Origin of the sequence: Sphingopyxis sp., from assembly GCF_035686825.1 — a bacterium.
GTDB lineage: Bacteria > Pseudomonadota > Alphaproteobacteria > Sphingomonadales > Sphingomonadaceae > Sphingopyxis.
In genome coordinates this window covers 106,555-132,519 of the sequence record NZ_DASRYZ010000001.1, presented here as the reverse complement: position 1 = coordinate 132,519, position 25,965 = coordinate 106,555, and the positions used below count along the sequence as shown (strand labels likewise).

The window sequence follows — 25,965 nt, the reverse complement described above, 5'->3', positions numbered from 1 at the left end:
GAGAGAGATGCGCCGGAAACCTTGGATAACCGCGCTTTTACTGGCGCTTGCGATGCCGGCCGCACCGGCGTCGGCCGCCGATGCCGCGCCGTCGGCTTTCCCCGGCGCGGTCGGTCCGGCGGCCGCGACCCCGGGCGGACGCGGCGGCAAGATCCTGCGCGTGACGACGCTCGCCCCCGATGGCCCGGGGTCGCTGAAGGCGGCGATCGAGACGCCGGGGCCGCGCATCGTCGTGTTCGAGGTCGGCGGGGTGATCGACATGGGCCGCAAGACGATCGAGATCAAACATCCCTATCTGACGATCGCCGGCCAGACCGCGCCGGGACCGGGGATCACCCTGATCCGCACCGGCATCGATGTGAAGACGCACGACGTCGTGATGCGCCACCTGCGCGTCTATACCGGCGCCGACGGCCAGCCCAAGCGCAGCGGGTGGGAAGCCGATACCTTCTCGACCGTCGCGGCGCAGAATGTCGTCGTCGATCATTGCACCTTCCTGTGGGGGATCGACGAGAATATGTCGGCGTCGGGCCCGCGCTTCACCGGCAAGAGCGTCGCGGAGTGGCGCAAGGGAACGAGCCACAACATCAGCTTTTCGAACAATCTCGCCGCCGAAGGGCTCGCCGACGCGAGCCATCCCAAGGGCGAGCACAGCAAGGGATCGCTGATCCACGACAATGCGACGGGCATCGTCTTCTACCGCAACGTCTGGGCGCATAATGTCGAGCGCAATCCGCTGATCAAGGGCGGCGGGCAGGCGCTGATGATCAACAATCTGATCTACAACCCGCAGCACCGCGCAGTGCACTACAACCTCATGAACCTCGAATGGGTCGGCCATGATTATGTCACCGGCCAGATCACCGCGATCGGCAATGTCCTGCGCGGCGGTAACGACACCGACGAAGGCCTGCCCTTTCTGATGCTCGGCGGCGACGGCGACCTCGAATATTATGGCCGGGACAATCTGGCGGTGGACCGCCACGGCAACGCGCTTCCCGAATTCGGCCGCTATGGCGAAACACAGGCGAAGCTCATCCGCGCGAAAGCGCCGCTCGCGCCGACCGACAGTTATCGTATTCTGCCGGTGCGCGAGGTCGAAACCTCGGTGCTGGCGACCGCCGGCGCGCGTCCCTGGGCGCGCGATGCCGAGGAGATCCGCATCCTCTTCTTCGTCGCCGAGGGGCGCGGCGACGTCATCGACGACGAAAAGCAGGTCAGCGCCTATCCCAAGGTCGAAGCGCCGGTGCGCGCGCCCTTCGTCGAGAAGGATTGGGACCTCACGACGATGGAACCGAAGTCTGGCCGCTACCCCGGCCAGACCGCGCCGCTGCCGCAGGAGCATCTGTCGGCGCGCGATCGCGCGTCGCGCGGAGAGGGACAATGACCGCGCTGCTCGCGATCCTGCTCGCGAACGCCGCCGCCCCCGCGATGGTCGTGATCGACGAAGCCGCGACGCTACGCGAAGAAGCGCCGCCACATGGCGCGATCGGCATGTCGACCGCTTACCGGATCAGCGATGCGGTCCCGGCGCCGCGCAGCTTCGAATTCCGCAAGCGCGCGCTGCACATCGGCGCCGCGATCGGCATCCACCCCATCGGCCATGACGAGATTTATTATGTCCTCTCGGGCACCGGCATCGTCCATTCGGACGGCGAGGAGAAGGCGCTGAAAGCCGGAACCGCGGCGTGGCTCTACAAGGGCGCGAAGGTCGGCATCCGCCAGACGGGCAGCGAGCCGCTGGTGCTGATCATCGCCTATCCGAACCAGGCGGCCGGGCAATGACCGTCGGCCGCCGCGCGCTGCTGACCGCGAGCCTCGCCCTGCCCCTTGCGAGCGCGGCGGCGCGCGCGGCGTGGACGCGGCCCGCGGGCCTGACCCCCGATGCGAGCGTAATGCTCTGGTCCGAGGGCCATATCGAGCCGCCTGCGGGCCTGATCGAACGGGTCGTTCAGCGCAGCGACGACCCCAATGCCAGCGACCGGATGCTCGAGGGCATCACGCGTCCGCGGCTCGACATCTTCCGCCCGGCCAAACCCAATGGCGCGGCGGTGATCCTCGCGCCCGGCGGCGGCTATCGCTATGTCGTGGTCGACAAGGAAGGCTATGAACTCGCGCGCTGGCTGACGGCGCGCGGCGTCACCGTCTATGTCCTTTTCTATCGCCTGCCCGGCGACGGCTGGACCAACGGCGCCGATGTCCCACTCGCCGACGCGCAGCGCGCGGTGCGGCTCGTGCGCAGCCGCGCGAAGACAGACCGCATCGACCCGGCGCGCGTCGCCTTCGGCGGCTTCTCGGCCGGCGGACAGGTCGCGACGAGCCTGCTCACGCGCTTCGATGCGAAAGTTTACGCTCCGGTCGACGCCGTCGACGCGCTGGCGGCGCGCCCCGATGCGCTCGCGGCCATCTATCCGGTGGTGTCGATGGACCCCGCGATCGCGCATGCGATGAGCCGCGAGAAGCTGATCGGCGCGAGTCCCGATGCGGCGCGCGAAAAACTCTACTCCCCCGAACGCAATGTCCGCGCCGACCAGCCGCCGCTCTGGCTGCTCCACGCCGAGGATGACGAGGTCGTGAAGGTCGAAAACAGCGTGCGGCTACGCGAAGCGACGCGCGGCATCGGCGCGCCGGTCGAGACGCATTTCTTCGAGCGCGGCGGGCATGGTTTCGGGTTGATGAAGAGTGCGGGGCTACCCGTCGCGATCTGGCCCGAGCTGCTGTGGAACTGGCTCGCCTCGCACGAGATCGTTTAGCTGCCGGGCTGGATATAGGGCACGCGCGCGAACAGCTCGCGTTCCCACTGGCGCGGGTCGTGTTCGATGCGGCTCTCGATATCGAAGATCATCGTTTGCCGCCGGGCGAGATCATAGGCGGGCCAGCCCGGATGGCCGGTGCGGGCGAAGCGGACGAAGGCGTCCATGACGCGCTCGCTCATCGCCTGCTGCGCCGGGGTCGGATCGGGCACCGTGCCGAAGCTGAGGCCGATGTCATCGGTGTGCTTCGCGTCCTCGAAATCGAGCTGATAGACGAAAGCAGGCGCCCCGGCGCGGGCGCGCGCTTCGGCTTCCTCGACCTGCCCGCGCCAGCTACGCGCCGCGGTGACGATGCGGTGGAAGAGTTCGAGCGGTTCGGCTTTCGGGTAGCGCGTGCGAAACTCTGCCACCGCCCATTCGGGGTGGATATCGATCCGCATCTCGGGCGCGATCCGTGCCGCGAGGTTGTCGAAATCGAGCCCCGCGAGCTGCTTGCCGTCCGGCGCATAAAAGGCGCGCGTCTCCATCACCGTGTTGCCGAGCATCATCGGAATGCCGAGCGACTGCGGCGCGGCGTCGGGCCAGAAGGGATGGCGCGTCAGATGCTTCATGTCGAGCACCGGTCCCATATAGACGCCGCCGCCGAGGATCGGGTCGGTCGCCGACAGCGCCGCAACGAGTTGCTCGACGGGAGCTGTCGCTGGATCGACATCCTTGCCGAGCTTGGCGAGGAACGCCTCCGCGCGCCTGGTCGCGTTGAGCGGGCCCGAGGCGGTGACCTGCTGCCCGCTCATCGTGATCGCCTTGTGGAACAAGCCCTTGGCCCCCGGCATCGCCATCAAGGTCGCGATCTTCGCGCCGCCACCCGACTGGCCGAAGACGGTGACATTGCCGGGATCGCCGCCAAAGGCCGCGATGTTTCGCTCGATCCATTGCAGCGCCGCGATCAGGTCGAGCTGCCCGGCATTGCCGCTGTCGAGGAAGCGCGGGTCGAGCCGCGCGAGATAGAGATAGCCGAGCGCGTTGAGGCGGTGGTTGACGGTGACCACGACGACGTCGCCGCGCGCCGCGAGCGCCGCACCATCGTTGACCGGGTCGGTGACGCTGCCGGTCGAATAGGCGCCGCCGTGAAAATAGACCATGACCGGACGCTTCGCCGATTGCTCGATGTCGGGCGTCCAGACGTTGAGAAACAGGCAGTCCTCGGATTGCGGCCGATAGCGGTCGCCGCGCTGCGGGCAAGCGGGGCCGAAACCGCCGAGCGCAATGCGGTTGTCGAGCAGCGGGACCGGCGCTTCGAAGCGCTTTGCGCTGCCATAGCGTATGCCTTTGAACGTGCGCACCTCGCTGCTGGTTCGCGCGAGAAGCGGCGGCGACAGCGCGACGGCGGCGCCCGCCGCCAGAAGTGTGCGCCGTGTCAGCTCAGCGCCGGACATCGAGCCCGCCGCCGTGGAAGGCGTCGATGTCGGCCTGTCCGAAGCGGCTCGCATCGCCCGGCAGCGAATGTTTGAGGCAGGTGAGCGCGAGACCCGATTCGGCCATCGCGCGCGCATCGCCGCCGCCGAGGTGTGCGTGGAGCACGCCCGCGGCAAAAGCGTCGCCCGCGCCGATGCGGTCGACGATGCCGGTGACGTCGATCTCGGCGGTCTGGTGGCAGGAGTCGCGGAGGTCGACGCGCGCCGCGATCCGGTGATGGTCGGCAGTGGCCGTGTGACGCGCGGTCGAGGCGATGAGCTTGAGCGCCGGGAAAGCCGCGAAGCCCGCCTCAGCCGCTTCGCGGCGCCGGTCCTCACCTTCGCCGCTGAATTCCTGCCCGAGGACGAGCGACAGATCGCGGTGGTTGCCGAAGAGGATGTCCGCGCTGCCGATCAGTTCGGAGAGGACCCTGCGCGGATCGCTGTCCCAGGCTTCCCACAGCATCGCGCGGTAATTGCCGTCGAAGCTGACAGGCACGCCGAGCCGCTTCGCCGCGCGCGCCGCGCCGAGCGCCGCTTCGGCCGAGCGTGGCCCGAGCGCGGGGGTGATGCCCGACAGGTGCAGCAGGCCGGCGCCCGCGAGCAATTGGTCGAAGTCATAATCTTCGGGCCCGGTCGCCGCGAAGCTCGATCCGGCGCGGTCGTAGACGATCTCCGACGCGCGCAGCCCGGCGCCGACGCTGAGGAAATAGAGCCCCATGCGCCCCGGATGAAGCGTGACGGCGGCGCAGTCGACGCCTGCACCGCGCACCGCCGCCACCGCACCGCGACCCAGTGCGTTCGAAGGAATCTTGCTGACCATCGCGCAGTCGTGACCGAGATGCGCGAGGCCGATCGCGACATTCGCCTCGGCGCCGCCGACGTGGAGCGACAGCGACGGCGATTGCATCAGCAGCTCGTTGCCCGGCGCGGTCAGGCGGATCAGCAGTTCGCCGAAAAAGACCAGCTTGCCCTCGGTGCCGCTCACCGCGCCAGCCAGCCGCCGTCGACGGCGAGGATATGGCCCTGGACATAGTCCGATGCCGACGAGGCGAGGAAGACAGCGGCGCCGCCGATGTCGCTGGGATCGCCCCAGCGCCCGGCGGGGATGCGCTCCATGATCTGGCGGTTGCGCGTCTCGTCCGATTGCAGTGCGGCGGTGTTGTTCGTCGCGATATAGCCGGGCGCGATCGCGTTGACCTGCACGCCTTTTGCGGCCCATTCGTTCGCGAGCAGCTTGGTCAGCCCGCCGACCCCCGATTTCGACGCGGTGTAGCTCGGCACACGGATGCCGCCCTGAAAGGTCAGCATCGAGGCGATGTTGACGATCTTGCCCGAACCGCGCGCAATCATGTGGCGGCCGACGCTCTGGCAGAGAAAGAAGAGCGTCTTCAAATTGGTGTCCATCACCGCGTCCCAGTCGGCTTCGGTGAAGTCGACCGCGTCGGCGCGGCGGATGATGCCGGCATTGTTGACGAGGATATCGATGCGGCCGAACTCGGCGAGCACCGCATCGACGAGCGGCTGCACCGCGCCGACGCTCGACAGGTCGGCGGAGAAATTCTCGGCCCTGCGCCCGAGCCCGCGGACCTTGCCAACGGTCTCGTCGGCGGGCGAGCGGCCCGCGGCGGCGATGTCGGCCCCGGCTTCGGCGAGCGCGACCGCGATCCCCTGCCCGATGCCGGTGTTGGCGCCGGTGACGAGCGCGACTTTTCCTGTGAGGTCGAACATCTTCATCGTTCCGTCTTATCCTTTCGTCACCCCGGACTTGATCCGGGGTCCATGACTTGCTGCGCCTCGCTCCCCAATGGATCCCGGATCAAGTCCGGGGTGACGAAGGAAGCAAAGACGGCTCTAGCTCAGCTGACAGATGTCGAGGACGTTCATGTCGGTATAATCCTGATTCTCGCCCGCCATCGCCCAGATGAAGGCGTAGGATTTCGTGCCCGCGCCCATGTGGATCGACCAGGGCGGCGAGATCACCGCTTCCTCATTCTGCATGACGATGTGGCGCGTCGCCTCGCCCTCGCCCATGAAGTGCATGACGCGGTCGGTGTCGACATTGTCGAGTTCGAAATAGAAATAGATCTCGCTGCGCCGCTCGTGGATGTGCGGCGGCATCGTGTTCCAGACGCTGCCTTCCTTGAGCACGGTCAGGCCCATGACGAGCTGCGCGCTGTCGCATACGCCGGGGATGACGAGCTGGAAGATCGTGCGCTCGTTCGATTCGGCGAGGCTGCCGCGGTCGAGCGCATTGGCATCGGCGATGCCGAGCTTGCGCGTGGTGAACGCCTTGTGCGCCGGGCACGACGCCAGATAGTAGCGTGCGCCCTCGCCCGCGAAGCTGACGTCCTTCGCGCCCATCGTCACATAGAGGCAATCCTTGTTGCCGAGCGTGAAGCTCTCGCCGTCGACGGTCACCGTGCCTTCGACCGACGAGACGTTGACGATCGCGAGTTCACGGCGTTCGAGGAAGGGATGCCCCGCGGCCGACGGCGGCTCGGTCTGCGCCGGCAGCTTGACCGGCGCCGCACCGACCGCGACGCCGCCGATCACGAAACGGTCGGCGTGGGTGTAATTGAGGACGCATTCGCCGGTGCGGAACAGATTCTGGATCAGGTAGCGATCGCGCAGCTCCGCATTCGACACCTCCTCCATCATCACGGGATGGGTGGCGTAATAGGTCTTGGAAAACATGGGATCGCATCCTCGCTCGATATTTCTGGGCTTGCCGCCTTGCTAGTTTTTATGGTAACCGGTGTCAAGAGGTGTTGGCAACCCCGCCGGGCGTTGATTTTACGCTTTCGAGCGCCCATCAGCATAGGAAAGCGCGAGCCTGGCCAGAGGCCCCGCAGGGGAAAGAGCGAATATGGCGGCACAAAATAAGGGGCCGGGGGGCAAGCAGCCGACGATCAACGATGTCGCGGCGCTGGCGGGAGTGTCGAAGAAGACGGTGAGCCGGGTGATCAACCGGTCCGAATTCCTGACCGACAAGACGCGCGCGGCGGTCGAAAAGGCGATCGAGCAGCTCGGCTTCGTCCCAAATCCGCAGGCGCGCGCGCTTGCCTTTCGCCGCAACTTCCTGATCGCTTTGCTCCACGACAATCCGAACGCGCAGACCGTGCTCAACTTCCAGCGCGGGGTGCTCGACGCGATCAAGGACAGCGACTTGGCGCTGCTCGTCCGCCCCGTCGACCGCGGGTCGGACAAGATGCTCGACGACGTCCGCACCTTCCTTGAAAAGCAGCGGCCGATCGGCGCGATGCTGCTGCCCCCGATCTCGGAGAATGACGATCTCGCCGCGCTCTGCGAGGATCTTGGCGTGCGCTATGTCCGCATCGGGTCGGCGCGGATCGACGATGCGAAGCGCTGCATCTCGTCGAACGACCGCGAGGTGGTCGCCGAGGCGGTGCGCGGGCTCGTCGCGCTCGGCCACCGCCGCATCGGCTTCGTGCGCGGCCCCGTCGGTTTCCGCTCGGCCGCCGAGCGCGAAGAGGGGTTCCGCGAGGCGCTCGCCGAAGCCGGCCTCGATCTCCCCCCCGAACTTTATGCGCCTGGCAATTACCGTTACACTGCGGGGATCGAGGCGGGCGAGGCCTTACTCTCGCTCGCCGCGCCGCCGACCGCGGTCTTCTGCTCGAACGACGAGATGGCGGCGGGGTTGATGAGCGTCGCGCATGGCAAGGGCATCAAGGTGCCGGGCGAGCTGTCGATCATCGGCTTCGACGACAGCCCGACCGCGACGCATATCTGGCCCGCGCTCAGCACCGTGCGCTGGCCGATCCGCGAGATGGGTATCCGCGCCGCGCAGACGCTGGTTCCCGACTTCCTCGGGCCGGGCGCCAAGGCGGCGGGCGACGAAAGCAATGTGCTCGCCTCGACCTTTGTCGAGCGGCAATCGGTCGCCGCACCACCCGGGCGCTGACCCTCAGCGCCGCCGGCGCGCGAGCTGATATTCGTAGAGCGACGGCGCGGCGCCGACCGCCTGCCCTGTGCCCTCGATATAGGGCGTAGGATTGTAGCTGACCCGGATCTTCCGATTCGCGTGCAGCCCGACGATCCGCTCGCCCGGCCCTTCGAGCCCGCTCGTGATCGTCACCGTCGCGTCGGCGGGCACGCTGCCCGGCATCACCAGCTTCGCGTTCCACAGCGTGTTGTAGAGGCCGTGTCCGGGTTTCCAGTAAGGCGCGCCGCCGCCGACCCAGAGCTGATACTGCCAACCGTCCTCGCCCCGCTTCGGGTCGATGTGCATCTCGACCTGATCGAACAGATTCTGGTGGTTCGACCCGCTGTGCTGGTCGATGATCGCGTCGCGGTCGACGACCGAGCGCAGGAACACCGAGCGTGTCGAGCGCGTGTTGATGCTGAGCGGGTGGACGACAGGATTTTCGACCTTCAGATCCTTGACCAGCACATTGTGCACCGCGCCGACATGCACCGAATAATGCGCGCGGCGGTCGCCCGTCGTTATGATGTCGGAAATCGTCAGGTTCGCGGCATTGTCGGTGAGGATACCGCTGTCCGCCCGGTCGATCGTCAGTCCGCGGATCCAACCATCGAACACGCCGGTCATATAGATGCCGTTATAGCCCTGCTCGAGATGATGGCCGAAGGCGGGCGCTTCGGGAAATTGCAGCCGCAGATTCTGGATGCCGACGTTGGTCAGATGCTTCCAGTCGGCGACCACCGCAGGCTGGTCGGCGCGGATGTCGTGGAGCAGCGGATCGCCCAGCGTCACCGTCTTGCCGCGGATCGCCGCGACGCGCGTCGCCTGCGCGACCACCGGACGGTTCGGGAAGGTCCAGTGGTGCGAGCCGATCGGCAGGTCGGTGTCGCCGTAAAGCGATTTCAGAATCTTGCTCTTCGGCCCGTCGACCGAAAACCATTGCAGCTGGACGACGTCGCCGACCTTGAGCTTTGACGGATCGTCGACCGTCAGCGTGCGAGCGAACTGCTTGCCCGATACCCCGGTCGCCAGCACCGGGTCGCGCACATCCTTCGTCCCGTCGTAGGAGACCGGACGGCTGCCTGCGGGCGCGACAGTGATCATCCCGCCCGCCCAGGTATATTCGGTGAAGAGATAGTCGATATTATGCTCGGGCTCGACCTGCTGCTTCTTCTCGCGCACCAGATATGCGCGCAGCTCGTCGTAATCGTGGCTTTTGTCGATCAGCTTGAGCGGGCGCGGAAACCAGAGCTCGCTGCCGCCCGGGCCGTCGCCCGCGCCGTCGAGGATGATGTCGCTGCGCGTGATGCGCAATATTTCGGTGATCTGCGTGCGCCCCTTGGGGAAGCGCAGCGTCACCTTGCCCTTCACCGCATTGGCCGCAGCGAGCGCGCGGAGCACCGCCTTGCTGTCGTCGAGCCCGTCGTCGGGGATCGCTCCATGATCGGTCACGTCGATGATTGTCCCGGCATCGGCGGGAATCGGCGCGAGACCGAAACCATAGCCCGCATAGGAAAAATCGGGGAGCGGGTTCGCCGCCGCCGTCGCGGGGTCCGACAGGATTTTGGGCAGTTTCGCCGGCTGCGCCTGCGCGGGAAAAATCAGCGCCGCGCCGAGCGCCAGAATGGAAACAAGGCGCGCACGCCGATTACCCGAAATCATCACCCGATTACTCCTTGCGGGCCCGGTGGCATGGCGGCGCGCGACCAGTGGAGGGTCGGGGGCGCCGCCATGCCGGGGGCCCCTTTTTTAAAACTTCGCGCGCACGCCGACCGAAAAGCGCCGTTCGGACAAGGCATAGCTGTTGAGCGCGGTGGTGTTGAAATTGCTATATTCGCTCGTCGCCGATTTTTTCGGCAGCAGATTCTGCGCCTGCAGCGACAGCGCGATATTCTGCGTGATGTCGACACCGAGCTGCGCGTCGAGCTGCGAGCGCGCGCCGATGAAGCTCGGCCGCCCTTGCGAAAATTCGAACACCGCCTCGTCGCGATAATTATAGGCGATGCGCGCCGAGAAAGGCCCCTTCTCATAGAGGCCGACGAGGTTGTAGCTGTTCTTCGACACCGCGACGAGCGGGAAGCCGGCGTTATCCTCGGCATCCGAATAGGTGTAGTTGGCGATCACGCCGAAGCCGTCGAGCGGCGAAGGCAGGAAGTCCATGAATTGCTGGATGCCGATCTCGAAGCCCTTGATCTTCGCGCTCGCGAGATTTTCGGGACGCGAGAAGGTCAGCTCGCGGCCCTGATCGTCGAGCTCGAGATCGATCCCGGTGGTCACGAAGCTCGCGATGAAATTCCTGACGTCCTTGTAGAAGACCGCGCCCGAAATCAGCGAGCTTTTCCCCGTATAATATTCGAAGCTGATATCGGCCTGCGTCGCGATCGGCGGTTCGAGATTCACATTGCCGCCGGTGACCGACAGGTTGGTCGCGTTGAAGAAGGTCGAGGGAGCCAGATCGGCGATCGAGGCGCGCTGCATCGTCTGCGATCCCGACACGCGGACGAGGAAATCGTCGGTGACGTTGAACGCGATATTCGCGCTCGGCAGGACGTTGGTATAGCGATTCCTGTCGTTGCGCAGCGTGCTGACCGCCCCGACATTGACATAGCTATCGACCGACAGGCGGGTCGATGCGATGCGCACGCCGGCATTGGCCTTGTATGACATGCCGGCGATCTCGCCCTCGCCCGACACCATCAGATAGCCGGCGAGCGTCTTTTCGCTGAAGTCATAATCGCGCTGGAGGTTGGGCAGCAGCGTCGAGCGGCCGTCGGGATCGGGATTGGGTTCGGCCGCCTGCGCACGGTTGAAGACATAATCGTAGGTCGGCGCGGTGCTCAGGAAGCTGTTCGGGAAAGTGCCCGGAATGTCCGAGAGGAAATCGCCCGCGTCGACGCGCTTCAGATAGGGCTCGATCTCCTCGCGGGTCGGGGTGACCTGGCTACGGAAGGCGTTCGAGCGCGCGTGGAGGTCGGTATAGCGCACCCCCGCCGCGATCGTGACCCCGCCCGCGGTTTCGTAAGCGACGTCGAGCTTGCCCGTCCATTCCTCGAGCAGGCCGAGCAGGCGGTTGCTGCGCACGCCGTTGTTCGCGGGGTTGTAGGAGGCGTAATCGGCCGGGTCGAACGTCCCGCCGAGCGTCAGCGACGGGATCGTCTGATCGCGGAAATCGAAGGCGCCCGGAACCGGCGCGGCCGCCTGCAGCGTGATGATCTGGATCGTCTGGTCGATCGTCCCCTTGCTGTAATAACCGTCGGCCTCGATCGTCAGCCCGTCGCTTTCATATTTGCCGTTGAGCCCGTAGAGGAAGCTTTCGGTCGGCTCGTTGCGGATCTGCCCCGCGGTGGTGACGGTGCCGTTCGCATTGCCCGCGACGACCATGTCATCCTCGACGACCGCGTTCGTCACCGGATTGGTGCCAGTGGGCAGGCGGAAGGCGAAGAAATCCTGGCGGCGCCCGGTCTTGAGCTTCGAATAGAGCGCGTCGGCGGTGACCGTGAACTCGGGCGTCACCGCGAACTGGATCGCGCCGTTGAGGCCGAGCCGCGAGCGGTCGACGGTGAACTGTTCATATTGGAGCAGCACCGGCGTCTGCTGGACGGTCGTCGTCCCGCCGGCGGTGTAATTGCGGTCGAGGAAATTGTTGCGTTCGAACGCCTGCGTCGTCGAGGTGCGCTTCTGATATTCGCCCGCGAGCATGACGCCGATGCGGTCGTCGGCGAATTTGGTGGTCGCGAAACCGGTGATCGCGGGTTCGAACTTGTCCGAATTTTCCGAATAGACACCCTGCGCGCGCAGCGACACCGTCGGCTCCTTGAACGACAGCGGCTTCGGCGTGACGAGGTTGACCGTGCCACCGAGCCCGCCCTCGGCCTGGCTCGCGAGCGGCGATTTGCGCACCTCCAGACGCCCGAACAGGCTCGACGGCACCGAGTCGAGCCCCGACGAGCGGCCGAGCTGGTCATTCTCGGGCGGCGACAGCCGCGCCGACCAGCCGAGCAAAGTGCGCCCGTCGACCTCGACGCGGACCTGCTGCAGCCCGCGCACCGACACCGACTGGCCTTCGCCGAAGACGCGGGTGATCTGGACGCCGGTGACGCGCTGCAGCGCCTCGGCGACGTTCGCGTCGGGAAGTTTGCCCACATCCTCGGCGGTGATAACGTCGAGCACCTGATCGGCCTCGCGCTTGATGTCGGCCGCCTGTTCGAGCGATGCGCGGATGCCGGTCACGACGATCGCATCCTCTTCGGCGGGCGCGGCGGCCGCGTCCTGCGCATGAGCCGGCGTCATCGCCAGCGCGACCAGCGACGCGCCGCCCGCGAGCTTCGCCACTATCCCGATGCCTCGTCTTGCCTGAATAGCCATATCCATCCTCCCACCCGGGCGCAGGACTTGCCGCCCGAGCGCCCGTTTTCCACGGATTGCGACCAATGCCGCCTTTCGGAGCCACTCGGTCGCCCATCTATTTCTATTTCGTTATCCGGCTTTGGTAACCGGTGTCACGATGATGCGGGCAAGAGCGAGCCACTGTCAAGCAAAAAATTGTATGACAACTATCCCATTAGTATGACAACTTTGGGCCGCGTTTGGCTGGTCGGCCGTCGGTTAGAAAAATTGTCGCAAATTGTCGCATCGCGTCCAGAGGGCTTGCCAGCGCGGGGGCAATGGGCTGAATAGGCGCAAAACTCCCCCGTTCCGATTTGAAACGAGATAATCCATGCTGGACAAGAGGCCGCTGCTTCGTGCCGGAGCCATGTGTGCCATCGCGCTGTCGCTTGCCGCCTGCTCCGCCACAGAGGAGAAGGGCGGGCGTAGCGCGCCCGAGGTCGGCTATGTCACCGCCGCGGTCCAGCCGGTGCCCGTCACCACCTCGCTCGGCGGACGCACCGTCGCCTATGAAACGAGCGAAGTGCGCCCGCAGGTGAACGGCCTGATCCGCCGCCGGCTGTTCACCGAGGGAAGCTTCGTGCGCGCCGGCGCGCCGCTCTATCAGATCGACGCGCGCCTCTATCAGGCAGGGGTCGACCAGGCCGCCGCGAACGTCGCGAGTGCGCGTGCGAGCGCAGAGGCGGCCGACGAACGCGCGCGCCGCCTCGAACCGCTTGCCAAGATGCAGGCGGTCGCCGAGCAGGATTATACCGACGCGCTCGCACAGGCGCGGATGGCGCGCGCCGCGGTCGCGCAGAATAGCGCCGCGCTCGAAACCGCGCGCATCAACCTGCGCTTCGCGACGATCACCGCGCCGATCAGCGGCCGCATCGGACGCAGCCTCGTGACGCCCGGCGGGCTGGTCAGTGCGAGCCAGGCGACCCCGCTCGCGGTGATCCAGCAAACCGATCCGATGTTCGTCGACATGCAGCAGTCGAGCGCCGAGCTCACTACGCTGCGTCAGGCGATCGAAAGCGGCGGAGTCACCGCCGGCAGCACGTCGGTGCGCCTGCGCCTTGAGGACGGCAGCAATTACGGCTTTGCCGGGACGGTCCAGTTTTCGGACGTCACCGTCAACGAGGCGACCGGCACGGTGACGCTGCGCGCGCGCTTTCCCAATCCGAAGGGCGTGTTGCTGCCCGGCATGTTCGTGACCGCGATGTTCGATCAGGCGGTGAACCCGTCGGCGATCCTGCTGCCGCAGGCCGCGGTGCAGCGCGACTTCGACGGTTCGGCCTTCGTCTATCTCGTCGGCAAGGATAACAAGGCGGTGCGGCGCAAGATCGTCGCCGACCGCACCTCGGGCGCGAACTGGGTCGTCACCGACGGGCTGAAACCCGGCGAGCGCGTGATCACGCAGGGGATCGGCAATCTGCGGCAGGGTGCGTCGATCCGGCCGGTGCCCGCGAACAGCCCGCAGCGCGTGGGGCCGCCTAAAGGCGCGGCCGCCGGAACGAAGGGCAAGTAGCGCCCCATGTCGCGCCTTTTCATCAACCGGCCAATCTTTGCCTGGGTGCTGGCGATCATCGTCATGCTCGGCGGCGTGGGCGCGCTTTTTTCGTTGCCGATCGAGCAATATCCCGACATCGCGCCGGCGCAGGTCAATATCCGCGCCTCCTACCCCGGCGCGTCGGCCGAAACGATCGAGAACAGCGTCACGCAAGTGCTCGAACAGCAGCTGACGGGGATCGACGGCCTCCTTTATTTCAGCTCGCAGTCGAGCTCGCGCGGGCGCGCGGACATCACCGCGATCTTCGAAAAGGGCACCGACCCCGACATCGCGCAGGTGCAGGTCCAGAATCAGATCCAGTCGGCGATCTCGCGGCTCCCGCAACAGGTGCAGGCGCAGGGTGTGCGCGTCACCAAATCGAACTCGGACACGCTGCTGCTCGTCGGCGTCTATGATACGACCGACACCCGGTCCTTCCCCGATGTGGCCGATTTTCTGTCGTCGAACATCCAGGATCCCTTGTCGCGCGTCGAGGGTGTCGGCGAGGTCAATGTGTTCGGATCGCCGCACGCGATGCGCATCTGGCTCGATCCGCGGCGTCTCGCCGCCGTGTCGCTGATGCCAAATGATGTGATTTCGGCGATCACCGCGCAAAATAGCGAAGTCGCCGCGGGCGACGTCGGCGGCCTGCCGGCGCCCGAGGGCCAGATGCTCAATGCGACGGTAACCGCCCAGTCACGAATGCAGACGGTCGAAGAGTTCGAAAATATCGTCCTGAAGACGCTGCCCGACGGATCGACGGTACGCATCAAGGATGTCGCGCGGGTGGAGATCGGCGCCGAGAGTTACAGCGCGATCGTTCGGATCAACGGGCATCCGGGCGCCGGCATGTCGATCTCGCTGTCGCCGGGGTCGGACGCGCTCGAGACCGCCGACCGGGTCAAGGCGCGGATGGAGGAACTCGCCGCCGACTTCCCCGACGGCCTCACCTACTCTTACGCCAATGATGCGACCGCCTTCATCAAGCTGTCGGTCAGCGAGGTGCAGAAATCGCTGTTCGAGGCGATCCTGCTCGTCATCCTCGTGATGTTCGTCTTCCTGCAAAGCTGGCGCGCGGTGCTGATCCCCGCGATCGCGGTTCCCGTCGTGCTGCTCGGTACCTTCGGCATCTTCTATATATTGGGATTCAGCATCAACACGCTGACCCTGTTCGGGCTGACGCTCGCGATCGGCCTGCTCGTCGACGACGCGATCGTCGTGGTCGAGAATGTCGAGCGATTGATGGAAGAAAATCCCGGCATGTCGGCGCGCGAAGCGACGATCCAGTCGATGCAGGAATTACAGGTCGCGCTGATCGCGATAGCGCTCGTGCTGTCGGCGGTGTTCCTGCCGATGGCCTTTTTCGGCGGGTCGACCGGCGTCATCTACCGGCAATTCTCGGTCACCATCATCTCGGCGATGATGCTGTCGGTGCTCGTCGCGCTGATCCTCAGCCCCGCGCTGACTTCGACCCTGCTCAAACCGAAGAACCATGGCGACGCGGCCTCTGGCGGCGGGCGCTTTCCGCGCGCCCACGCTTTCCTCGAACGCGCGAAAAACGGCTTCAACACGCGCTTCGACCACGCGGTTGAACGCTATGTTGGCAGCGTGACCAAGGTGGTCGACCGCAAATGGCTCTTCCTCGGCATTTATCTCGTGCTGCTCGCCGCGCTCGCTTTCCTCTTTCTCCGTCTGCCCAGCGGCTTCCTGCCCAACGAGGATCAGGGGCGCGTTTCGGTCCAGTTCCGCCTGCCCGCCGGCGCAACGCAGGCGCGCACGCTCGAGGTGCGCGACGAAATCGAGAAATATCTGCTGACGCAAGAGAAAGCGAACACACAGACGCTGTTCCTCATCGCGGGCGGCGGCGGCGGCGCGGCGGCGGGCCAGAACACCGGCCAGGGCTATGTCAACCTCACCCATTGGGACGACCGGCCGGGCAAGCAAAATACCGCCGATGCGATTGTCGAGCGGGCGCGCAAGGCGCTGAGCGGCCTGCGCGACGCGCAGATCTTCGCGCTCGTCCCCGGCGCGGTGCGCGGCCTCGGCGATTCGTCGGGCTTCACGATGCAGTTCCAGAACCGCAGCGGGATGAGCCGCGCCGAATTCGCCGAAGCGCGCGACCGCCTGCTCGCGATGGCGAACGAAAATCCCAAGCTCACGTCGATGCGCCTATCCGACCTGCCCGACGTCGCGACGCTCAAGATCGACGTCGATACGCAGCGGCTGACCGCCTATGGCATCGACAATGCCGATGTGAATTCGACGCTCGCGACCGCGTGGGGCGGCCGATATGTCAACGACTTCATCGACAAGGGGCGCGTCAAGCGCGTCTATGTGCAGGGCGATGCCCCCTATCGCGCCAAGCCCGAGGATCTCGGCCAATGGTTTGTCCGCTCGGCCGACGGCGAAATGTCGCCCTTCTCGGCCTTTGCCCGGACCGGCTGGTCGACGACGCCGAGCAGCAGCTCGCGCTTTCAGGGCGTGCCCGCCTTCGAAATCTCGGGCCAACCCGCCGCCGGCACCAGCTCGGGCGAGGCGATGGACGAGATGGAGCGCATGGCAAGCGAAATCCCCGGCACCAGCGTCGCCTGGTCGGGCTCCTCCTATCAGGAGCGCCTCTCGTCGGGACAGGCGCCCCTGCTTTACAGCCTGTCGCTGCTCGTCATCTTCCTCTGCCTCGCCGCGCTCTACGAAAGCTGGTCGATCCCGATCGCGGTGCTGTGCGTCATCCCCTTGGGGTTGATCGGCGCGGTATTCGCGGTGAATCTGCGCGGGCTCGAAAACGACGTCTATCTCCAGATCGGCCTGCTCACGACGATGGGACTCGCGGCGAAAAATGCGATCCTGATGATCGAATTCGCCGAGCAGGAGGAGCGCAAGGGCAAGCGGGTGATCGAGGCCGCGGTCGAGGCGGCGCGAATCCGCCTGCGGCCGATCCTGATGACGAGCTTCGCCTTCATCTTCGGGGTGCTGCCGCTCGCGATCGCGACCGGCGCCGGCGCGAACAGCCGCGTCGCGATCGGGACCTCGGTGATCGGCGGCATGCTCACCGCCGCCTTCCTCGCGATCTTCTTCATCCCGCTCTTCTTCGTCCTCGTCCGCCGCGGCGTGCGCGACGGGCTCGCCGCGATGCGCGCGCGCTTCGGCAAGAAGAAGGACGGCGGGACGGCCGAGGTGCCGACATGACCGGCGCGCGCGCCCTCCTGATCGCGAGCACGCTCGCGCTCGCCGGCTGCTCGCTCGCGCCCAAGACGGTGCTGCCCGCGCCGCCGGTCCCGCAAAGCTGGCCGGTCGGCGACGCCTATCTGCTGCAAAGCGAAGCGGCGCTGCCGATCCTCTCTTACAAAAGCGTCTTTACCGACCCGCGGCTGCAGGCGCTGACCGAGCAGGCGCTGAGCGGCAACCGCGACCTGCGCACCGCCTATGCCAATGTCGCCGCGGCGCGCGCGCAGGTGCGCGTCACGCGGTCGGGACAATTCCCCGAAATCGGCGTGACCGCGGGGGCGGGCTATTCGGACGGCGGCGGCAACGGCGCCGGAAATGGCGGGGGGAATAGCGGAGGCAGCGGCGATTTCTCGCTGCGCGGCGGCGTCACCGCCTTCGAACTCGACCTCTTCGGCCGCCTCGCCAATGCGACCGAGGCCGACCGCAACCGCGCGCTCGCGACCGAGGCCGCGTCGCGCACGGTGCGCCTCGCGCTGATCGCCGGTCTCGCCGAGGCGTGGGCGGCCTATGGCGCCGACCGCGACCTGCTGAAAATCGCTGAAGACACCGCCGCCAACGCGCGCGAAAGCGTGCGGCTCACCCAGGCGCGGCTCGACGGCGGCGTCGCGCCGCGCACCGACCTGCGCCAGGCCGAACAGATTCTCGCGACCGCCGAGGATTCGATCGCGCAGCAACGGACCGCGCTCGCGCAGGACGAGAACCTCATTCGCCTGCTCGTCGGCGGCGACGTCGACCGCGCGCTGCTGCCCGCGAGCCTGACCGAAGTCACGCCGTCGGTCGTAGCACTGCCCGCAGGGGTCAGCTCCGAAATCCTTCTGCGCCGCCCCGATGTGATCGAGGCCGAATATGATCTGCGCGCCGCCAATGCCGACATCGGCGTCGCGCGCGCGCGGCTCTTCCCGTCGATCTCGCTCACCGGGCTACTCGGCTTCGCGAGCAACGCGCTCTCCAGCCTGTTCGACAGCGGATCGTTCAGCTGGTCGGCGGGCGGCGATGCGACGGCGACGATCTTCGACGCCGGCGGCCGGCGCGCGGGGGTCGCGGTCAGCGAGGCGCAGCGCGACGCCACGCTCGCGGGCTATGAAGGCGCGATCCAGACCGCCTTTCGCGAGGTCGCCGACGCGCTCGCGGTGCAGGGCACGATTTCCGAACGCGTGCGCGCCGCCGCCGCCAACAGCGAAGCCGCCGCCGACACCGCGACGCTGACCGACGCGCGCTACAAGGGCGGGGTCGACAGCTTCCTCGCCAGCCTCGACGCCCAGCGCAGCCTCTATACGGCGCGGCGGAGCGAGATCGCGACGCAGCTTTTGCTCGTCCAGACGCGGATCGCGCTGTTCCGCGCCTTGGGCGGCGACAGCAGCGCGGGAAGCCAACCCGCGCCCTGACATCTTCGTCATGCCGGACTTGATCCAGCATCCACCGCGGCGGCGGAAGATGGACCCCGGATCGAGTCCGTGGTGACGATCTCGGCAATGGCTGACTCTGCTTGACAATCGCCCCCGCTCGCGCGCTAATAGAACATATCAGGAACAAATGATGCGCGAGTCGTCTCACCCTCTCGCCGGGCTGCGCCAACGCATCGCCCGGATCGCCGCCAGCGACGGCGTCGAAAGCCGCCGAGCCGAAGGCTGGCTGGCGAGCGGCCACGTGCCCTTCGACGCGGCGCTCGGCGGCGGGCTCGCCGCGGGGCGCACCCATGAATTTTTCGCCGCCGACGCGCTCGACGCGACGAGCGCCGCCGCTTTCGCCGCGCTCGTCGCGCTGCGCACGCCGGGCAAGGCGCCGCTGATCTGGCTCCGCACGAGCGACGCCGGCAAGCGCAGCGGCCATATCTACGCCCCCGGCATCGCCGAACTCGGCGGCGACCCCGATCGGTTGCTCCTCGTCGAGACGGCCGATCCCAAGATGCTGCTCGCCTGCGCGAACGATGCGATTCGCTGCGCGGGATCGGCGGCGGTGATCGTCGAAAGCTGGGGCAAGTTTCCTTTGCTCGACCTCACCGCGGGGCGGCGCCTCGCGCTCGGCGCGCGCGACGCGGGAACCACGCTGCTGATGCTCCGCCTCAACGCCGCGCCGACGCCGAGCGTCGCCGAAACGCGCTGGAGCGTCGCCGCCGCCGCCTCGCGCGCGCTCGAAGCTAACGCCCCCGGCGCGCCCGCCTTCGACCTCGAACTGCTGCGCTGGCGCGGCGGCCCCGCAGGGACGCGCTGGCGACTGGACTGGAACCATGACGAACAAGCTTTCGGGGAGGCGGCGCTATCTGGCGCTCTTCTTCCCCTTCCTGCCCGCCGAGCGATGGCTTCGCACGGCGCCGCTGCCGCCTGACGCCCCGCTCGTCTTCGCCGAGAAGCGACGCGGCGCGATGCGCCTCGCGAGCGTCGATGCGGCGGCGCTCGCCATCGGGCTGCGTCCCGGCATGCCGCTCGCCGACGCGCGCGCGCAGGTCGGCGAGCTTATCGTCGTGCCGCACGATCCGGTGCTCGATCAGGACTGGCTCGACCGGCTCGCGCAGGGCTGCGCGCGCTATACCCCGCTTGTCGCGCTCGACGCGCCCGACGGGCTGATCCTCGACATCGCGGGGACCGAGCATCTCTTCGGCGGCGAGGCGGGGCTGATCGCCGATGTCGAGATGCGCCTGTCGCGGCTCGGCATGACGCTCCGCCACGCGCTCGGCCCGACCGCCGACGCCGCGCGTGCGCTCGCGCGCTATCAGGTGCGCCCCGCGCCCGACGAAGCCAGCGCGATCCGCCGCTTGCCCGTCGCCGCGCTCGAACTCGAGCCCGAAGCGACAACCGCACTCGTCCGCGCGGGGCTCAAGACGATCGGCGACCTGGCGAGCCGCCCGATGGCGAACCTCGCCGCGCGCTTCGGCGCCGACGCCGCGATGGCGCTGCGCCGCCTATTGGGCGATGCGCCGAGCCCGCTCGACCCGCGCGTCACCCCGCCCCCGGTCGCCGCCGAACGCCGCTTCGCCGAGCCGCTCGGAAGCACGGCGCACGCCACCAAAATACTTGCCGCACTCGCCACCGAAGCGATCGAAGAGCTTGGCGAACGCGGCAAGGGCGGACGCCATTTCCGCGCCACCTTCTTTCGCAGCGACGGCCTCGCGCGGACGATCGCGATCGAAACGGGGCATCCGACGCGCGACGCCGGCCTCGTCATGCGGCTTTTCGCCGAGCGCATGGACAGCCTCGCCGACCCGCTCGACCCCGGCTTCGGCTTCGACATGATCCGCCTCGCGGTGCCGCGGGTCGAGGCGCTCGGGGCGAGCCAGCTCAAGCTCGAGGGCGGCACGGTCAAGGAGGCCGCGATCGACGAACTCGCCGACCGGCTCGCGACGCGGCTCGGGCGCGGGCGGGTGCGACGGCTGCGTCCCGCCGACACGCATATCCCCGAACAGGCGCAGCTCGAACTGCCCGCGATCGACGCGCCCGCGCCGCTGCCCTGGCAAGCGCCCGAGCCCGGCGAGCCGCCGACGCGTCCCTTCCACCTCTTCGACCCGCCGCAGCCGATCGAGGTGATCGCCGAGGTCCCCGACGGCCCGCCGCAGCGTTTCCGCTGGCGCCGCGCCTTCCATGCGATCCGCCGCTACGAAGGCCCCGAACGCATCGCCGCCGAATGGTGGCGCCGCCGCGACAATGGCGGGCTGACGCGCGACTATTACCGCGTCGAGGATGCGCAGGGTCGCCGCTTCTGGCTCTTCCGCCACGGCCTCTACGACGAAAAGCCCGACCCGCGCTGGTATATCCACGGGGTCTTCGCATGAGCGAGGAAACCCAACCCGGCTTCGCCGAACTGGTGGCGGCAACCAATTACAGCTTCCTGCGCGGCGCCTCGCATCCCGCCGACATGGTTGCCGAAGCTATGGCGCTCGGCATGCCCGGCATCGGCATTGCCGACCGCAACAGTGTGGCGGGGGTGGTGCGGGCGCTGACCGGCCTGCGCAAGCTGGGCGAGGATGCCGCCGAAGAAGGAATCGAGCTTCCGCCGTTTAAACTCGTCGTCGGCGCGCGGCTGGTCTTCGACGACGGCACGCCCGACATCATCGCCTATCCGACCACGCGCCATGGTTGGGGTCGCCTCACCCGCATGCTGACCATCGGCAATCGCCGCACCCAAAAGGGCGACTGCGTGATGAAGCTCAAAAACCTGCTGATCCATTGCGAGGACATGATCCTGATCGCGATGGCGACCGAAAAGGATGAACCCGTCCTTCACCGCCTCGCTGAAGTCGCACCGGATTCGCTATGGCTGGGCGCAACGATGCCCAGAGGCGGCAGCGATCGCCGGCGTCTCGCCCGGCTGGAATCGCTGGCGGACCGTGTCGGCATTCCGATGCTCGCCACCAACGACGCCCTTTACGCGACCCGCGCGCAGCGGCCACTTCACGATGTCGTCACCTGCATTCGCGAGGGCACGAACCTCAATGATGCCGGGCGCTTGCTGCGCGCCAATGGCGAGCGCCATCTGAAGTCACCGCAGGAGATGCGGCGCTTGTTTCGGACCTGTCCCGAAGCGGTCGATGAAAGCGCGAAGATCCTCGATCGCATCGGCTTTTCGCTGCGTGATCTGGAATATGAATATCCGCACGAGCCGGTTCCCGAAGGCTGGGAGCCGCAAAGCTGGCTCGAACATATGGTGACGGAGGCTGCGAACAGGCTCCATCCCGGTGGACTGCCAAAACGTTGGCGGGAGGTGCTCGATGAGGAGCTTTCCCTCATCCGCAAATGCAAATTCGCCTGCTATTTCCTGACCGTCCACGACATCGTCAATTTCGCCCGCACCCGTGACCCGCCCATCCTTTGTCAGGGACGGGGCTCGGCAGCCAATTCGCTGGTCTGTTATCTGCTCGAAATCACCTCGATCGACCCCATCCACAATAATCTGCTCTTCACGCGCTTCCTGTCCGAAGAACGACGCGAGCCTCCCGACATTGATGTCGATTTCGAGCACGAGCGGCGCGAAGAGGTGATGCAATATGTCTATCGCCGCTACACGCGGAGGCGCGCAGGAATCGCCGCGACTGTGATCCATTACCGCCCACGCAGCGCGGTACGCGAAGTCGGAAAGGCATTGGGACTCAGCGAGGATGTCACCCAGCGGCTCGCCGACACGACCTGGGGCAGTTGGGGCAGTGAGATGCCTATCGAACGCTTCGTTGAAGCCGGATTGGACCCCGAACTGGACGATATTGCCCGGCTGCAATTGATCGTCGCGCAACTGCTCACTTTCCCGCGCCACCTGTCGCAGCATGTCGGCGGCTATGTGCTGACCGAGGACCGGCTCGACGAGACGGTGCCGATCCACAATGCCGCGATGGAAGACCGCACCTTCATCGAATGGGACAAGGACGACATTGATGAACTGCGACTAATGAAGGTCGATGTGCTCGCGCTCGGGATGCTGACCTGCATCCGCAAATGTTTCGACCTGATGCGGCTGCACGATCTTGGCGATCACGACCTCAGGAATGTTCCGGAGGAGGATTCCGACGTTTACGACATGCTGTGCGAAGGCGACAGCATCGGTGTCTTTCAGGTCGAAAGCCGCGCACAGATCAACATGTTACCACGCCTGCGGCCAAGGGAACTTTACGACTTGGTCATCCAAGTGGCGATCGTTCGTCCCGGTCCGATCGAGGGGGACATGGTTCACCCATATCTGAAGCGTCGCGCTGGCGAGGAAGCGGTGGACTATCCTTCGCCCGCGCCGCCGCACGATCCCAAGGAGCTCTATAATTTGCTTCGCAGGACATGCGGCGTCCCCCTGTTTCAGGAGCAGGCGATGAAACTCGCCATCGTCGCCGCCGAGTTTACGCCGGACGAGGCCAATGGCCTGCGGCGCGCAATGGCGACCTTCCGCAATGCCGGGACGATCTATCAATATAAGGAGAAGATGATCGGCGGGATGGTCCGGCGCGGCTACGAACCCGATTTCGCGGCGCGCTGCTTCAAGCAGATCGAGGGGTTCGGTAGCTATGGCTTTCCCGAAAGCCATGCCCAGTCGTTCGCCAAACTCGTCTATGTTTCGTCATGGCTGAAATGCCATCATCCCGCCGTCTTCGCGTGCGGCATCCTCAATTCGCAGCCGATGGGCTTCTACGCTCCTGCGCAACTTGTGCGCGATGCGCAGGAGCATGGGGTCGAGGTGCGTGAGGTCGACGTCAATGCGAGCGGCTGGGACAACAGTCTCGAACCCAAGGCCGACGGCAGCCTCGCGCTGCGGCTCGGCTTCCGGCAGGTCGACGGGTTTCGCGAGGAATGGGCGGCACAGATCGCCGATGCGCGCGCCACGCGCTTTGCCTCGGTCGAGGAACTCGCGCGGCGGGCCAAGCTGCCGTCGCGCGCGCTGCGGCTGCTCGCCGATGCCGATGCGTGCCGTTCGATGGGGCTCGATCGGCGCCCGGCGCTGTGGGATGCGCGGCGGGTGCGGCAGGGCGTGCTGCCGCTGTTCGGCGCGGCCGAAACCGATGAGCTCGGCGCCGAGGAAGATGCACAGTTGCCGCCGACGCCGCTCGTCGAGCATGTGCTCACCGATTATCAGACGACGCGGCTGTCGCTGAAAGGCCATCCGATGGCGTTCCTGCGCCGCGATTTCGAACGCGAGAGGGTGCTGAGTGCCACCCAGGTCGTCGCCGCGAAGAATGGCGCGATCGTCCGCACCGCGGGGGTCGTGCTGATCCGTCAGCGGCCGGGCAAGGGCAATGCGATCTTCATCACGCTCGAGGACGAGGGCGGGATCGTCAACATCCTGCTCTGGGCGCGCCATTTCGAACGCTATCGCCGCGCCGTCATGGCGTCGCGGCTGATGCTCGCCGAGGGCGAGGTGCAGCGGAGCAAGGAGGGGGTCATCCACCTGATGGCGACGCGGATCGTCGACCGGACGGCGATGCTCGATACGCTGGGGAGCGACCGGCGCTTCGACCCCGACGTCTGCCGCGCCGACGAGGTCAGGCATCCGCAGCTGCCGCGCGGGCATGCGGCGCAGCACGGCCATCCGCGCAACGTCCGCATCCTGCCCAAGTCGCGGGATTTTCATTGATGGATCGTTTTCCGGCTGACGCCGGAAGCGGCACCGGCCCGCTCCCCCACCCGGCCTCCCGACATAGTATTCTATGGGAGGCCGGGTGGGGGAGCGGGCCGGTGCCGCGCCTTCGCGCAAAAAGAAGATGCCCCGGCTGTGGGGGCCGGGGCATCCAATCAGGCTATCTAAGGGACCAACCGAATATAGCCTGAAATTTTCGTAGAACTTAGCGGAGCAGGTTCATCACGCCCTGCGAGCTCTGGTTCGCCTGGGCGAGCATCGCGGTCGATGCCTGCGCCAGAATGCCGGCGGCGGCGAGGTTCGTCGATTCGACCGAGAAATCGGCGTCTTCGATGCGCGACTTCGATTCCGACAGATTCGTGACGCTCGACGTCAAATTGTCGACAGCCGACGACAGGCGGTTCTGCTGGGCACCGAGGTTGGCGCGTTCGGTCGCGACCGTGTCGATCGCCGTGTCGAGCGTCGCAAGCGCGCCCTGCGCACCCGCCGCGGTCGAGAAGTCGAGCGTGTCGACGCCAAGCGCGGTGGCCTGCAGATCGGCAATCGTGATGTTCACGACCTGGCCGGTATCGAGACCCGTCTGAATGTCGAAGCCCGCGGCGACGCTGCCGTTGAGCAGCACATTGTCGTTGAACGTAGTGCGGGTCGCGACGTCGCCGATCTGCGAAATCAGCGCGGTGACTTCTTCCTGCACCAGCGTACGGTCGTCGTCGCTCAGCGTGCCCGTCGAGGCCTGCATCGCCAGTTCGCGCATACGGACGAGGATGTCCGAAATGCTGCCGGCGGCGCTATCGGCGGTCTGCGCGAGCGAAATACCGTCGTTGGCATTACGGATCGCCTGGGTCAGGCCGCGCGCGCTGGCGTCCATGCGGGTCGCGATGGCGAGGCCGGCGGCGTCGTCCTTCGCGCTGTTGATGCGCTTGCCGCTCGACAGGCGTTCCATCGCCTGCGACTGCATTTGGCTCGCGACACGCGAGTTATTCTGGGCGCGCAGCGCGCTCACATTGGTGTTGATGACAGTCATCTTTGTTCCTTTCCGGCCTCGATGGCCATTCCCGTGATGTGAGGGCTCGAGGAGCGGTCACGAATGCAGTAACGGCGAGACGCGCCGACGCTTAAGCCCGCCCGTCAAAAAAATGCCGAAGGCCTCCGACAGCCATCCTCGTGACGATCTAAACCACCGAAAATATTAGTTTAATTTTTTTGGCACGAGCTTTGCATTCTTCTTTGTGCGTGCGGCAGACCGCCGCGCATCAGGACGGATGAAGAAGCAATGAGCACGATTGACCCGAGCCGGCTGCTGCAGATGCGCAGTTCGATCCTCAATCAGAACCAGGCGCTCCAGCGCGCCGCCGGTCGCGGCGGAATCGGCGCGGCCGAAGGCGGCGCTGAAGGCGCCGGGAGCCCCGATTTCGGTGCCGCGATCAACAATGCGCTGCAGCAGGTCAATGCCCAGCAGACGAAGGCGAGCCAGATCACCGAAGCCTATGAGCGCGGCGACACGCACGACATCGTCAGCGTGATGATCGAGCGCCAGAAGGCCTCGCTCGGCTTCGAAACCACCCTGCAAGTCCGCAACAAGCTGCTGTCCGCGTACCGCGACATCATGAACATGCCGGTGTAATC

18 protein-coding genes are annotated in these 25,965 nt (G+C 66.5%); 11 read left to right on the top strand and 7 right to left on the bottom strand.

Annotated features, from left to right (window positions below):
- Window positions 1-7: 7 nt before the first annotated feature.
- Genes VFG17_RS00575 through VFG17_RS00565 form a run of 3 tightly spaced genes read left to right on the top strand, consistent with a single transcriptional unit; the run spans window position 8 to window position 2,753 of the window.
- Entirely contained in the window at window positions 8-1,387 is a 1,380-nt protein-coding gene (locus VFG17_RS00575) for a pectate lyase (RefSeq protein ID WP_325027536.1), read from the top strand.
- Entirely contained in the window at window positions 1,384-1,785 is a 402-nt protein-coding gene (locus tag VFG17_RS00570; protein WP_325027534.1) for a cupin domain-containing protein, read from the top strand. Before VFG17_RS00575 ends, VFG17_RS00570 begins: the two co-directional genes overlap by 4 nt.
- Window positions 1,782-2,753 (top strand): alpha/beta hydrolase, encoded by a 972-nt coding sequence (locus tag VFG17_RS00565; RefSeq protein WP_325027533.1) that lies wholly within the window; start codon window positions 1,782-1,784, stop codon window positions 2,751-2,753. The genes VFG17_RS00570 and VFG17_RS00565 overlap by 4 nt, the downstream gene beginning before the upstream one ends.
- On the opposite strand, the gene VFG17_RS00560 is transcribed toward VFG17_RS00565, so the two are convergent.
- From VFG17_RS00560 to kduI, 4 genes are all read right to left on the bottom strand, one after another.
- Window positions 2,750-4,189 carry a carboxylesterase/lipase family protein gene (locus VFG17_RS00560; RefSeq protein WP_325027532.1) on the bottom strand — a complete coding sequence of 480 codons (1,440 nt, stop codon included), beginning with the start codon at window positions 4,187-4,189 and terminating at the stop codon, window positions 2,750-2,752. The two genes, VFG17_RS00565 and VFG17_RS00560, sit on opposite strands and share 4 nt — an antisense overlap.
- The gene (locus VFG17_RS00555; RefSeq protein WP_325027531.1) at window positions 4,176-5,195 is read right to left on the bottom strand and encodes a sugar kinase; all 1,020 of its coding nucleotides are present in this window, start codon (window positions 5,193-5,195) and stop codon (window positions 4,176-4,178) included. Before VFG17_RS00555 ends, VFG17_RS00560 begins: the two co-directional genes overlap by 14 nt.
- Window positions 5,192-5,944 (bottom strand): 2-dehydro-3-deoxy-D-gluconate 5-dehydrogenase KduD, encoded by a 753-nt coding sequence (gene kduD / locus VFG17_RS00550; protein WP_325027530.1) that lies wholly within the window; start codon window positions 5,942-5,944, stop codon window positions 5,192-5,194. The genes VFG17_RS00555 and kduD overlap by 4 nt, the downstream gene beginning before the upstream one ends.
- A 117-nt stretch (window positions 5,945-6,061) precedes the next feature.
- Window positions 6,062-6,904 carry a 5-dehydro-4-deoxy-D-glucuronate isomerase gene (kduI, locus tag VFG17_RS00545; protein ID WP_325027529.1) on the bottom strand — a complete coding sequence of 281 codons (843 nt, stop codon included), beginning with the start codon at window positions 6,902-6,904 and terminating at the stop codon, window positions 6,062-6,064.
- A 172-nt stretch (window positions 6,905-7,076) separates the two neighbouring features.
- On the opposite strand from kduI, the gene VFG17_RS00540 reads away from it, so the two are divergent.
- Window positions 7,077-8,132: a LacI family DNA-binding transcriptional regulator gene (locus tag VFG17_RS00540; protein ID WP_325027528.1), complete on the top strand. Its 1,056-nt coding sequence runs from the start codon at window positions 7,077-7,079 to the stop codon at window positions 8,130-8,132.
- A 3-nt stretch (window positions 8,133-8,135) separates the two neighbouring features.
- On the opposite strand, the gene VFG17_RS00535 is transcribed toward VFG17_RS00540, so the two are convergent.
- Window positions 8,136-9,815, bottom strand: coding sequence for a hypothetical protein (locus VFG17_RS00535; RefSeq protein ID WP_325027527.1), 1,680 nt, complete (start codon window positions 9,813-9,815; stop codon window positions 8,136-8,138).
- Between the two features lie 87 nt (window positions 9,816-9,902).
- The gene (locus VFG17_RS00530; RefSeq protein ID WP_325027526.1) at window positions 9,903-12,518 is read right to left on the bottom strand and encodes a TonB-dependent receptor; all 2,616 of its coding nucleotides are present in this window, start codon (window positions 12,516-12,518) and stop codon (window positions 9,903-9,905) included.
- Window positions 12,519-12,870: 352 nt separating this feature from the next.
- On the opposite strand from VFG17_RS00530, the gene VFG17_RS00525 reads away from it, so the two are divergent.
- The 6 genes from VFG17_RS00525 (at window position 12,871) to VFG17_RS00500 (ending at window position 24,336) form a co-directional block, all read left to right on the top strand.
- On the top strand, window positions 12,871-14,049 hold the full coding sequence (locus VFG17_RS00525; protein ID WP_325027524.1) for an efflux RND transporter periplasmic adaptor subunit: 1,179 nt from the start codon (window positions 12,871-12,873) through the stop codon (window positions 14,047-14,049).
- A gap of 6 nt (window positions 14,050-14,055) precedes the next feature.
- Complete coding sequence (locus VFG17_RS00520) at window positions 14,056-17,256, top strand: efflux RND transporter permease subunit (RefSeq protein ID WP_325027523.1); 3,201 nt, start codon at window positions 14,056-14,058, stop codon at window positions 17,254-17,256.
- A complete protein-coding gene (locus tag VFG17_RS00515) occupies window positions 17,253-18,680 on the top strand; it encodes an efflux transporter outer membrane subunit (protein WP_325027522.1) in 1,428 nt (475 codons plus the stop codon). The genes VFG17_RS00520 and VFG17_RS00515 overlap by 4 nt, the downstream gene beginning before the upstream one ends.
- A 151-nt stretch (window positions 18,681-18,831) precedes the next feature.
- A complete protein-coding gene (locus VFG17_RS00510) occupies window positions 18,832-19,620 on the top strand; it encodes a hypothetical protein (protein WP_325027521.1) in 789 nt (262 codons plus the stop codon).
- A complete protein-coding gene (locus VFG17_RS00505) occupies window positions 19,523-21,061 on the top strand; it encodes a DNA polymerase Y family protein (RefSeq protein WP_325027520.1) in 1,539 nt (512 codons plus the stop codon). The genes VFG17_RS00510 and VFG17_RS00505 overlap by 98 nt, the downstream gene beginning before the upstream one ends.
- Window positions 21,058-24,336, top strand: coding sequence for an error-prone DNA polymerase (locus VFG17_RS00500; RefSeq protein WP_325027519.1), 3,279 nt, complete (start codon window positions 21,058-21,060; stop codon window positions 24,334-24,336). The genes VFG17_RS00505 and VFG17_RS00500 overlap by 4 nt, the downstream gene beginning before the upstream one ends.
- A 208-nt stretch (window positions 24,337-24,544) precedes the next feature.
- On the opposite strand, the gene VFG17_RS00495 is transcribed toward VFG17_RS00500, so the two are convergent.
- Window positions 24,545-25,363 carry a flagellin gene (locus tag VFG17_RS00495; RefSeq protein WP_325027518.1) on the bottom strand — a complete coding sequence of 273 codons (819 nt, stop codon included), beginning with the start codon at window positions 25,361-25,363 and terminating at the stop codon, window positions 24,545-24,547.
- A 249-nt stretch (window positions 25,364-25,612) separates the two neighbouring features.
- Here VFG17_RS00495 and fliE point away from each other — a divergent pair, with 249 nt between their 5' ends.
- Complete coding sequence (fliE, locus tag VFG17_RS00490; RefSeq protein ID WP_325027517.1) at window positions 25,613-25,963, top strand: flagellar hook-basal body complex protein FliE; 351 nt, start codon at window positions 25,613-25,615, stop codon at window positions 25,961-25,963.
- Window positions 25,964-25,965: the final 2 nt, after the last annotated feature.